The following is a 10,311-nucleotide window of genomic DNA, read 5'->3' as shown; positions in this document are numbered from 1 at the left end:
GCTGGCGTGGTTCGCGCTGGTTCTGCCGGCGCTGGTGCTCAACTATTGCGGGCAGGGCGCGCTGCTGATCTCCGCCCCCGACGCCCTCGAGAACCCGTTCTTCCGCCTGTGTCCCGACTGGGGACATTACCCGCTGGTGGCTCTGGCCACGATGGCCACCGTGATCGCCTCGCAGGCCGTGATCTCGGGCGTCTACTCGCTGACGCAGCAATCGATCCAGCTCGGTTTCATGCCGATGATGCGGGTGGTCCACACCGATCAGGAGGAGCGCGGCCAGATCTACGTGCCAGCGGTGAACTGGCTGCTCGCCGCCGCGACGCTCACGGCCGTCGTGGTGTTCGGCTCCTCGGACGCGCTGGCGGGCGCCTACGGCATCGCGGTCTCGGCGCTGATGGGCATCACCACGCTGCTCGCCGCGCTGATCGCGCTCCGCTGGGGCTACAACCCGATCCTGGTCTTCGCGGTGAACGGGTTCTTCCTCGTCATCGATCTGGTCTTCTTCGCGGCCAACAGCGTGAAGCTGTTGGAGGGCGGCTGGTTTCCGCTGCTGCTGGCTGGCGCGGTCGCCTTCCTGATGCTGACCTGGATGAAGGGCAATCACGTCCTCGAAACGGTCCGGCAGACCATGCGCATGTCCGAGGCGACATTCCTGTCGCGGCTGTCCACGCACCCTCCCGTGACGCTGCCCGGGACGGCGGCCTTCCTCACCGCCGCCACCGAGGGCATCCCGATGGCCCTCGGCCGGCTGATCGAGCGCAGCCGCTGCCTGCACGAGCGGATCCTGCTGATCACCGTGATCTACGAGGAGGAGCCCGTCATCCCCGCGAGCGAGCGGGCGGAGGTGACCTTGGTGGCGCAGGGGATCCGCAAGGCCATCTCGAAGTACACGCCCGGCATGGAGCGCGTCGTGCTGCGTTACGGCTTCATGCAGACCGCTTCGATCCCCGAGGGGCTGCAATGCGCGGTGGCGAGCGGCCTGCTGCCGCCGGAATATCTGGAGGATATGACCTATTTCGTCGGCCACGAGGTGGTGATCCTGTCGCCGACCCAGCCCGGCATGGCACCGTGGCGGGAGGGTCTGTTCGCCTTCATGAAGCGCAACGCCGAGCGCACCGGCGCCCATTTCGGCCTGCCGACCCGGCAGATCGTCGAGGTCGGGACGGAGATCGAGATCTGATCGCGGGCACCGCGCAGGAACAGGCGCAAAGCGGGGCTTCGCAGACGGGAGCCACCCGCGCTCCGCATTGAAAACCGCGCCGTTCGCCAGCATATCGCCACCGCGAATTTTTCCCCACAGCGGAGGCATCACCCGTGAGCGAGACGATCGAGCGGCACGAATTCGGGGCGGAGGTGGGTCGCCTCCTCGACCTCGTCGTGCACGCGCTCTACTCCGACCGCGAGATCTTCCTGCGCGAGCTCGTCGCGAACGCCGCCGACGCCATGGACCGGCGGCGCTTCGAGGCCCTGACTTCGGCGGCAAGCGCCCTGCCGCCGGACGCCAAGGTCCGCATCGCCCCCGACAAGGATGCGCGGACCCTCACCGTCTCGGATGCCGGCATCGGCATGACCAAGGAGGATCTCGCCACCAACCTCGGCACCATCGCGCGCTCCGGCACGCGGGCCTTCTCGCAGACACTTGAATCCGCCAAGGTCGAGGACCGGCCGAGCCTGATCGGCCAGTTCGGCGTCGGCTTCTACTCGGCCTTCATGGTGGCCGACCGGGTCACCGTCACGTCGCGGCGCGCCGGGAGAGACGAGGCCTGGACTTGGGCCTCGGAAGGGCAGGGCAGCTACACGCTGGAACCCGCGACGCGCTCCGAACCCGGCACCGACATCGTGCTTCACCTCAAGGCGGATGCCGACGAGTATCTGGAGCCCTACCGGCTCGACCATCTCGTGCGGAAATGGGCCGACTTCATCACTGTGCCGATCGCAATCGTGCGCGACGGCAAGGATGAATCGGCCAATCAGGGCACCGCGCTCTGGCGCAAGGCCAAGTCCGAGGTGACCGAGGAGCAGTACGAGGAATTCTACCGCTCGATGGGTATGAATTTCGACAAGCCCTGGGCGACCCTGCACTGGCGTGCCGAGGGACAGCTCGAATTCTCGGCGCTGTTGTTCATCCCAGGCTCGAAGCCGTTCCAGGCGCTCGACAACGAGCGGCAGAGCAAGGTCCGGCTGCATGTCCGGCGGATGTTCATCACCGACGAGGCCGAGTTGCTGCCGCCGTGGCTGCGCTTCGTCCAGGGCGTGGTCGACACCGAGGATCTGCCGCTCAACGTCTCCCGCGAGATGCTGCAATCGACGCCGGCCCTCGCCCGAATCCGCCGGGCGGTGACCGGCCGCGTCGTGTCCGAACTTACCGGCCGCGCGAAGGATGCGGAGAGCTATCAGTCCTTCTGGGAGAATTTCGGCCCCGTCCTGAAAGAGGGCATCTACGAGGATTTCGAGCGCCGGGCTGAGATCGCGCCGCTCCTGCGCTTCCGTTCCTCGGCGGTGGAAGGCTGGACCTCGCTGCCCGACTACGTGTCCCGGATGAAGGACGGCCAGGAGGCGATCTACTATCTTGTAGCCGACGATGCCGAAGCGCTGAAATCATCGCCGCAGCTCGAGGGCTTCAGGGCCCGCGGCCTTGAGGTGCTGCTCCTCTCCGACCACGTCGACGCCTTCTGGCCGGATCAGCTCGGCACCTTCGCGGAGAAACCGCTCCGCTCGATCACAAAGGGCGGGCTCGACCTCTCGAAATTCGCCCTCGAGGCTGAACAGTCGGAGGCGTCGGAGGGCATCGATGCCTTCGTGGCCGCCGTGAAAACCGCGCTCGGGCCGGAGGTTTCGGATGTGCGCACCACCGACCGGCTGGTCGATTCGGCGGTCGTGCTCTCGGCCGGCACGGGCGGGCCCGATCTGCAGATGCAGCGTCTCATGCGGCGGGCTGGACGCGCCGGCGCCGGACAGCCGGTGCTGGAGATCAATCCGCGCCACCCGCTGATTCGAACGCTCGCTGCGGCGCCCGAATCGGAGGTCGCGCAGGCGGCCGGCACGCTGCTCGACCTCGCCCGCATCCAGGACGGCGATAGCCCACGCGACCCAGCGGCTTTTGCCCGGACGGTAGCGGCGGCGCTGGCGGCGGCGCGATCGGCCTAGGGACAGGCAGGACACAGCCCGGGCCTCACGGCGTGTGTCGGCGCACATGCCGAGAGAACATTGATAAGTCCGGTTGATCAAACGGAAATGGTCAAGCCATAACTTCGCCACCGGTCGGGAGCATTGCCCGGCCGGTGGCGCGGGCGCGGTGGGGGCCGCAGGCGTCGGATCCGATTCCTTTCGCGCGCGGCCCGCCGCGCCTCACGGACGCTGCATGAACCCGGTCGAGGCTGAAGCCGGCACCAGACAGGCGGTCGCGGCGGCGCGAACCCGGGCGCACGCCCGGGCGTACCGCCACAGCGGCCGCGTGCGCACCATGCGTCGCCTGATCCCGGTGGCGGCCGGCGGCTCGGTGACGCTGCTCCTCGCCTACCTGTTCAATCCCTTTTCGGCCCAGCTTCCGGGCGTCTCGGTCGGTCCGGTGACGCTGGCGGGCACGAAGGTCCGCATGGAGAACCCGCGGCTTGCCGGCTTCCGTCAGGGCACGCGCGGTTACGAGGTGACGGCGGATGCCGCCCTGCAGGACGTGCGCAAGCCGAGCCTGATCGAGCTGCAGCAGATGCGCGGCCACATCGCCACCGACGACCGGGGCGGCATCGCCCGGCTCTCGGCCACCTCCGGCCTGTTCGACAGCGCCCGCGAGGCCCTCGACCTCAAGGACGACATCCGGATCTGGACCGACAAGGGCGAGGAGGCGCGCCTCCGCTCGGCCGCGGTGACGTTCAAGACCGGCGCGATCACGTCGCAGGAGCCTGTGACCGTGTCGAGCCCGCGCGCCACCGTGAATGCCGACACCCTCGACGTGGTGGAAAGCGGCAAGCGGATCTCCTTCGTGGGCAACGTCCACGTGGTCATCGTCAGTGAGGATCAGGCCGACAGGCCGCATGACGGGCCGGCCGAGACATCGGCCCTGCGCATCCAGACCACGGACGCGCGGCCCTCGGACGGTTCCCGATGAGCGCTGCCCGCACTCTGGCCGCTGCCCTGGCGGCGTGCCTGCTGCTCGCCGTACCGGCCCTCGCCCAGAAGCCCGCGGCGCGGAAGGATTCGCCCTTCGGCAATATCGGCGGCAGCGGCAAGGACCCGATCAAGATCGATGCGGACCGGCTCGACGTATTCGACCGGGAGAACAAGGCGATCTTCGCCGGCAACGTCGTGGCCGTGCAGGGCGAGAGCACGATCCGGTGCTCGACGATGACGGTCTATTACAAGCGCGGCAAGGATACGCCGGGCAAAGACGCCAAGCCCGACGGCAAGACCGACGGCAAGGTCGCCGAGGCGGGCGCCGACCCGACGCCGGCCCGCAACCCGGCCGAGAACGGCATCCAGAAGGTCGATTGCGCCGGCCCGGTGACGGTGGTGCAGAAGGATCAGGTCGCCACCGGCGATCACGCGGTGTTCGATCAGGACGCCAAGCGCATCGTGCTCACCGGCAATGTCGTGCTGAGCCAGTGCCAGAACGTTACCCGCGGTCAACGGCTGGTCTACGACATGAACAGCGGCCGGGCCAACATGGACCCGGTGGCGGGCGGCCGGGTCTCGGCCCTGTTCGTGCCGGGCGAGAAGGCCGACGCCAAGGACGGGAAGTCGAAGGGCTGCACGCAACCGCCCCCGAAGCCGAAGGCGCAGGTCGATTGAGCGGCGCAGTGGCGTTCCAGGCCGGTCCGCAGGAATCGGCAGCCCGTGCCGGCTGGCTCGGGCGCCTGTTCGGGCGGCGGCAGCGTCAGCCCGAAGGCGCCGAGGCCGGGGACCAGCCCGCGGCCGACATGGGCGGACCCGGCATCCTCAGCGTGCGCGGCCTGCGCAAGAGTTACGGCGCCCGCACCGTGGTCCATGAGGCCGGGCTGACCGTCCGCACCGGCGAGGCGGTGGGGTTGCTCGGCCCGAACGGCGCCGGCAAGACCACGATCTTCTACATGATCACCGGGCTGGTGGTGGCCGATCGCGGTGACATCACCCTGGACGGCCTGCCGATCACCCACCTGCCCATGTACCAGCGGGCACGTCTCGGCATCGGCTACCTGCCGCAGGAAGCCTCGATCTTCCGGGGGCTGAGCGTGGAGGACAACATCCGCGCCGTGCTGGAGGTCGCCGAGCCCGACCGTAAGGAGCGGGCGCGCAAGCTCGATTCCCTGCTGGAGGAGTTCGACATCGCCCGCCTGCGCAAATCGCCCTCGATCGCGCTCTCGGGCGGCGAGCGGCGGCGCTGCGAGATCGCCCGGGCGCTCGCCTCCTCGCCGACCTTCATGCTGCTCGACGAGCCGTTCGCGGGCATCGATCCGATCGCGGTGGGCGACATCCAGGATCTGGTGAAGCACCTGAAGCAGCGTGGCATCGGCGTGCTGATCACCGACCACAATGTCCGCGAGACGCTCGGCCTGATCGACCGCGCCTACATCGCCCATTCGGGCCGCATCCTCACCGAGGGCACGCCCGAGGAGATCGTGGCGAACCCCGAGGCGCGGCGGCTGTATCTCGGCGAGGATTTCAGGCTTTAGCCTGCCGCCACGCCCGCGGGGTCGGGCGAGCGATTGCTTAGCCCTTCCAGTTCTTCAGCGCCGCGAACGGGCTGTCCGAGCCCGCGGGCTTCTCCGGGTTGAGCACCGGCTCCACCTGCGCGATCGCGTCCGTCATCGAGAAGGCCGAGCCGCTCTGGAGCCGCCCGCCGGCGGCATCCCGGTGGCCACCGCCGCGGAACAGGCGGGCGCCGTCGAGCGCCGTTCCGTCGTTCGAGCGGAACGACAGCGTGCCCATCCGCTGGACGTTGACCACGCGCTTCGCCCGGCCCGCATCCATGATCAGGTCGGAGACCCTCTGGAAGGTCCCGGAATCAAGCGCGAAGGACAGGAGCGTGCCGTCCTTCAACGGGCGGAACAACGTGTCCGAGCGGGCGAGCGCCCGGGCGAGGCGCATGCGCGTGGTGAGCGCGGGATCGTCGTCCGGCGCCTCGCGCAGCATGGCGTCGACCACGCCGGTGCGCATCGCCGTTGCGCGCTGTTCGAGTTCGGCCGGGCTCGCCCCCGTCCGCAGGATCTCGGCCGCTGCGAGCAGGAGATCGGAGACGAACCGGTCGTGCCAGGGATGCCCGACCGGCACGAAACTCGACACCGCTTCCCAGAACATCTCGTCCAGCGCCAGACCGCCCCGGAAGGCGGGGCTCTCCTTGCGCCAGAGATCAACGGCGTCGATCGCCGCGAGGAGACTCGACAGGTCGGTCCCGGGCTCGTGACTGGCGAACAGGGCCCGGTGCTCGAAGGCCATCCGCGTGGCGCAGATCTCCTCCTCGATGAGGATCGCGATCTCGGGATCGCCCATATCGACCCGGTTGAGCCCCGGCCGGGCCGGGTCGGGGAGCGGCTCCAGCCCGAGGCGCCGGAGCTGATCGAGGGACGAGGCGTGGTGGTCGAGCACGACGAGGCGGTGCCTGCGGCCCTCCTCGCGGCGCTTGTTCAACGCGGCGAATTTTTTCAGGCCCGCAATGGTCTGCTCCTCCAGGCCGAGGTCGGTCATCAGCAGGATCTCGCCCTCGGTCGCCTTGCCGAGGCGCTTGATCTCGTCCTCGAGAACCGGACCCACATCGCTGTAGCGCGGCACGTGGACGACGCGCTCGACCGGGGCGCAGGCGGCCGCCACCGTAGAGGCGCCGTAGCCGTCGAGGTCGTGATGGGTGATCTGGATCAGGCGCACGCGGAGCTGTCTCGGAGGGTGACGGAGGAGGGCGGTCTACGACGGCGAGGCCGAAGAGGCGAGGGGCGGCTCTTCCGTCCGGCGGCGTTCAATGCAGAATGCGATGAGGCCGTCATCGAGTCGCAAACGACCGGGCGGCCCCGGAGCCCCGAACGGGCCCGTCAACCCGGAGGAACGCCATGGCCCTGGCCGCTTCACCGCGCGTCAAGCGCATCCAGACCGTCTCGCTCGCGCTGCTGGTAACGGCCGGGGTCGTCAACTATGTCGACCGCGCGACGCTGGCGGTGGCCAATCCGCTGATCCGCGAGGATCTCGGCCTCTCGATCCCCGACATGGGGCTGCTGCTCTCGGCCTTCCTGTGGGCCTATGCCTTCGCGCCACTCCCGGCCGGCGCTCTCGCTGACCGGCTGGGCCCGCGCCTGACGCTCACGCTGGGCCTGACCTGCTGGTCGTTTGGCCAGATGCTGGGCGGGGCGGTGTCCTCGTTCTGGCAATTCGTCAGCGCGCGCATCGTGCTCGGCATCGGCGAGGCGCCGCATTTCCCGACCTGCGCCCGCGTCTCCCGCGACTGGTTCAACATCCGCCAGCGCGGCACCGCCACGGGGATCTGGAACTGCGCCTCCTCGCTCGGCACCTTCCTGGCCCTGCCGCTGCTGACCTTCCTGATGGTGAGCTTCGGCTGGCGGGCCATGTTCGTGATCATGGGGGCGGCGGGTCTGGTGCTCGCCACGATCGTCTACGCGGTGTTTCGCAACCCCCGCGAGTCGAACCTGACGCCGGCCGAGCGCGCCTTCCTGGAGGAGGGTGACGCACCGAACGCGAGCCGTTCCGTCACCTGTAGCGCGTGGCGGCGGCTGTTCGGCTTCCGCACCAGCTGGGGCATGATCATCGGCTATTTCGGCTGTATCTACATGACGTGGCTCTACACCGCGTGGCTGCCGAGCTACCTGGAGATCGAGCGGCACTTCACATTGCAGAAGACCGGCCTCGTCGGCTCGATCCCGTTCGCGTTCGGGGTGATGGGCGGCATCCTGGGCGGCCGGGTCGTCGACATGCTGGTCCGCCGCGGCGTCGATCCGATCCGCAGCCGCAAGATCCCGATGGCCGCCTCCCTGGTGGCGACCGCGGCCTTCACGGTGGTGGCGGCGCTGACCCCGAGCGACACGCTCGCCATCGCCTGCATCTCGGCCTCGCTGTTTCTGGTCTACATGAGCTCGTCGGCCGCCTGGGCGATGGCCTCGGTGGCGGCGCCGGCGAGCTGCACGGCCTCGCTGGGCGCGATGCAGAATTTCGGCGGCTATATCGGCGGCGCCCTGGCACCGACGGTCACCGGCTTCATCGTCGGCGGCACCGGCCATTTCTCCATGGCCTTCATCACCGGTGCGGTGATCGCCCTCGTGGCGGCCCTCGGATACTGGACCCTGATCCAGGATCCGATCTCCGACGAAGATCCGGCGGAGGGCTTCGTGGGCGGCCTGCGCCTGGCCGAGTAGGTCGGCACCGGCGGCGGGGGCGCCTCCGCACCACTCATCAGGCGGTGGCGAATCGCCACCGCCGTGGAGCGGGGTTGTCCGATCCTGAACTCTGGGAACGCGTCCCCGCTCCGCGGGCAGGGACTCTCCCTGCAGTCCCAAGCGTGGCGCCGTCGGCGCGTCAAACGCCGGATTGCGCGTGGCCAGCCGGCGCAAAATCGCCTCCGCATCCGCGGCTGACCTGTGGCGTGACGCGGAGCTTCGCCGATCGGGGACCAAACGTCTGTCCGCAGCCGGACAGCGGCTAGGTTGTAACAACTGATCCGAACGGTCTTCTTGTCACATTCTGAGCCTTCCCATGCCCGATAGACGCTGGGTGGATGCAATGATGTTACCTAAATCAGTTTACAGCGGAAGTCAGCATGGATTTGAGTCGTAAAATGTGTATACCGATCCGGTGAGGGAGGGGGGATCAGAGGGACCTCCAGCGGAGACCGGTCCGATGCCCGGCCTGAATCGCGATTACGTCACTCGGTTGCAGGATGACCTGGAGGCAAGCTTCCGGGAGGATCTCGAGCAGGCCGTGATCGACTCGACGCGCTGGCCCGACCTGATCGAGCGGGCCGCGCGCAGCTCCGGCAGCGTCGGCGCGCTCCTGCTGCGGACGGATCGGACGGGGCTCGATGCGCTGTGCACGCAATCCCTTGCCGAACCCGCGCGTCGCTATTTCGACGAGGGTTGGCACCGGGAGGATCATCGCCTGCGCGGCCTGCCGACGATGCGAACGCGCGGCATCACGGTCGACTTGGATTTCACCTCGCCCGACGAGATCGCGCGCCTGCCTTATTATCAGGATCTGCTCGGCTCCTGCGGCCTGCGCTGGTTCGCCGGCGTCGGGTTCGAGGTGAAGGGCAGGCTCTGGTGCCTCTCGCTGCAGCGGACGGTGGCGCAGGGTCCGTTTGAGGCGCACGAACAGGAACGCTTGGCGACCCTGTCGCCGCTCCTGCGTCGCGCGGCGCTGCTCACCATGATGGTCGAGAAGGCGCGGTTCGCCGGACTGAACGAGGCCTTCGACAGCATCGATCGTGCCGCGATGGTCCTTGATTCCGAGGGTAAGGCACTGTGCTGGAACGCGGCGTTCCAGGGGTTGCTCGGGCTCGACCTGAAGCTGGCGGGTGGACGCCTCGTCGCCGAGGATCCGGAGGCCGCCCGGCAGTTGGAGGCCCTGGCGCGCCCGTGCGGGTGGGCGCCGATCTCGGTCGTCGTGGTGGCACGGCGCGATGCGCAGCCGATCGTGATCCACGTGGTTCCCTTGGTTGGGCCGAGCCGGGGTCTGTTCGCGGGCGGTCGTACGCTGCTTTTGGGCCGCGTGGCCGGGGCCACGCCCGTTCCGACCTCGGCGATCCTGCAGGCCGCCTACCGGTTGACGCCCGCGGAGGCGCGCCTTGCCCAGTCCCTATCGGCCGGGGATTCGCTCGCAGAGGCAGCCGCCCGGTTCGCCATCACCGCGGCGACCGCCCGCTCGCAGCTGAAGGCGATCTTCGCCAAGACCGGCGCAACCCGGCAGGCGGACCTCGTCCGGCTGGTGGCGGGTCTCGCACGCTGAGCGCGCCTCCGGTCGGCGTCGAGGATCGGCATCGACGGGCGGCGTCGACCTGGGACGCAGGGGCGGACGGAACGGGCTGGGCCACCAAGCCGTTTCAGCTGGGAAGCCGCTTCGACCCAGACGTGTAGGAGAAAGTTCGATGACTCATCGGATCGCCCTGATTTCCGCCCTGACCATCGGCGCTGTCCTGGCCGGTGCTCCCGCAGAAGCGAAGGGTTGCCTTAAGGGCGCGGTGGTCGGCGGTGTCGCCGGGCACATGGCCGGCCACGGCAAGATGGGTGCCGCCGCAGGCTGCGCCGTTGGCCACCACAATGCCAACAAGAAGGCCAAGCAGGGCTAAATTCCTGTTCGGCCGCCGGGGTTCGACCCCGTCGGCCGATTGATCGACGCGAAGCCGGTGCC

General features: G+C 68.8%; 9 protein-coding genes. 8 read left to right on the top strand and 1 reads right to left on the bottom strand.

Going from position 1 to position 10,311, the window contains the following annotated elements:
• The 5 genes from MKK88_RS25960 to lptB all read left to right on the top strand — a co-directional run.
• A partial coding sequence (locus MKK88_RS25960) for a KUP/HAK/KT family potassium transporter (protein ID WP_244004932.1) occupies nt 1–1,177 on the top strand: 1,177 nt, incomplete at its 5' end.
• Between the two features lie 134 nt (nt 1,178–1,311).
• A complete protein-coding gene (gene htpG, locus MKK88_RS25955; RefSeq protein ID WP_244004930.1) occupies nt 1,312–3,144 on the top strand; it encodes a molecular chaperone HtpG in 1,833 nt (610 codons plus the stop codon).
• Nucleotides 3,145–3,358: 214 nt separating this feature from the next.
• The gene (lptC, locus tag MKK88_RS25950) at nt 3,359–4,102 is read left to right on the top strand and encodes an LPS export ABC transporter periplasmic protein LptC (RefSeq protein ID WP_244004928.1); all 744 of its coding nucleotides are present in this window, start codon (nt 3,359–3,361) and stop codon (nt 4,100–4,102) included.
• Nucleotides 4,099–4,782 carry an LptA/OstA family protein gene (locus MKK88_RS25945; protein ID WP_244004926.1) on the top strand — a complete coding sequence of 228 codons (684 nt, stop codon included), beginning with the start codon at nt 4,099–4,101 and terminating at the stop codon, nt 4,780–4,782. Before lptC ends, MKK88_RS25945 begins: the two co-directional genes overlap by 4 nt.
• On the top strand, nt 4,779–5,642 hold the full coding sequence (gene lptB / locus MKK88_RS25940; RefSeq protein ID WP_409566710.1) for an LPS export ABC transporter ATP-binding protein: 864 nt from the start codon (nt 4,779–4,781) through the stop codon (nt 5,640–5,642). Before MKK88_RS25945 ends, lptB begins: the two co-directional genes overlap by 4 nt.
• Nucleotides 5,643–5,679: 37 nt before the next feature.
• Here lptB and MKK88_RS25935 read toward each other — a convergent pair whose 3' ends face one another.
• Entirely contained in the window at nt 5,680–6,831 is a 1,152-nt protein-coding gene (locus MKK88_RS25935; protein WP_244004924.1) for a dimethylmenaquinone methyltransferase, read from the bottom strand.
• A gap of 179 nt (nt 6,832–7,010) precedes the next feature.
• On the opposite strand from MKK88_RS25935, the gene MKK88_RS25930 reads away from it, so the two are divergent.
• The 3 genes from MKK88_RS25930 to MKK88_RS25920 all read left to right on the top strand — a co-directional run bounded on the left by MKK88_RS25930 (nt 7,011) and on the right by MKK88_RS25920 (nt 10,249).
• The gene (locus tag MKK88_RS25930; RefSeq protein WP_244004922.1) at nt 7,011–8,324 is read left to right on the top strand and encodes an MFS transporter; all 1,314 of its coding nucleotides are present in this window, start codon (nt 7,011–7,013) and stop codon (nt 8,322–8,324) included.
• A 481-nt stretch (nt 8,325–8,805) separates the two neighbouring features.
• Nucleotides 8,806–9,909, top strand: coding sequence for a helix-turn-helix transcriptional regulator (locus tag MKK88_RS25925; RefSeq protein ID WP_244004920.1), 1,104 nt, complete (start codon nt 8,806–8,808; stop codon nt 9,907–9,909).
• 139 nt (nt 9,910–10,048) lie between these two features.
• Complete coding sequence (locus MKK88_RS25920; protein WP_244004918.1) at nt 10,049–10,249, top strand: hypothetical protein; 201 nt, start codon at nt 10,049–10,051, stop codon at nt 10,247–10,249.
• The last annotated feature ends 62 nt before the right edge of the window (nt 10,250–10,311 follow it).

Source organism: Methylobacterium sp. E-005 (assembly GCF_022829725.1).
Classification (GTDB): domain Bacteria; phylum Pseudomonadota; class Alphaproteobacteria; order Rhizobiales; family Beijerinckiaceae; genus Methylobacterium.
This window is presented reverse-complemented; position numbering and strand designations above follow the sequence as displayed.

Bases quoted from the DNA above. Each gene is read 5' to 3' on its own strand.
- MKK88_RS25945 (WP_244004926.1), top strand. From the start codon at position 4,099: ATGAGCGCTGCCCGCACTCTGGCCGCTGCCCTGGCGGCGTGCCTGCTG.
- MKK88_RS25925 (WP_244004920.1), top strand. From the start codon at position 8,806: ATGCCCGGCCTGAATCGCGATTACGTCACTCGGTTGCAGGATGACCTG.
- MKK88_RS25920 (WP_244004918.1), top strand. From the start codon at position 10,049: ATGACTCATCGGATCGCCCTGATTTCCGCCCTGACCATCGGCGCTGTC.
- MKK88_RS25930 (WP_244004922.1), top strand. From the start codon at position 7,011: ATGGCCCTGGCCGCTTCACCGCGCGTCAAGCGCATCCAGACCGTCTCG.
- lptC (WP_244004928.1), top strand. From the start codon at position 3,359: ATGAACCCGGTCGAGGCTGAAGCCGGCACCAGACAGGCGGTCGCGGCG.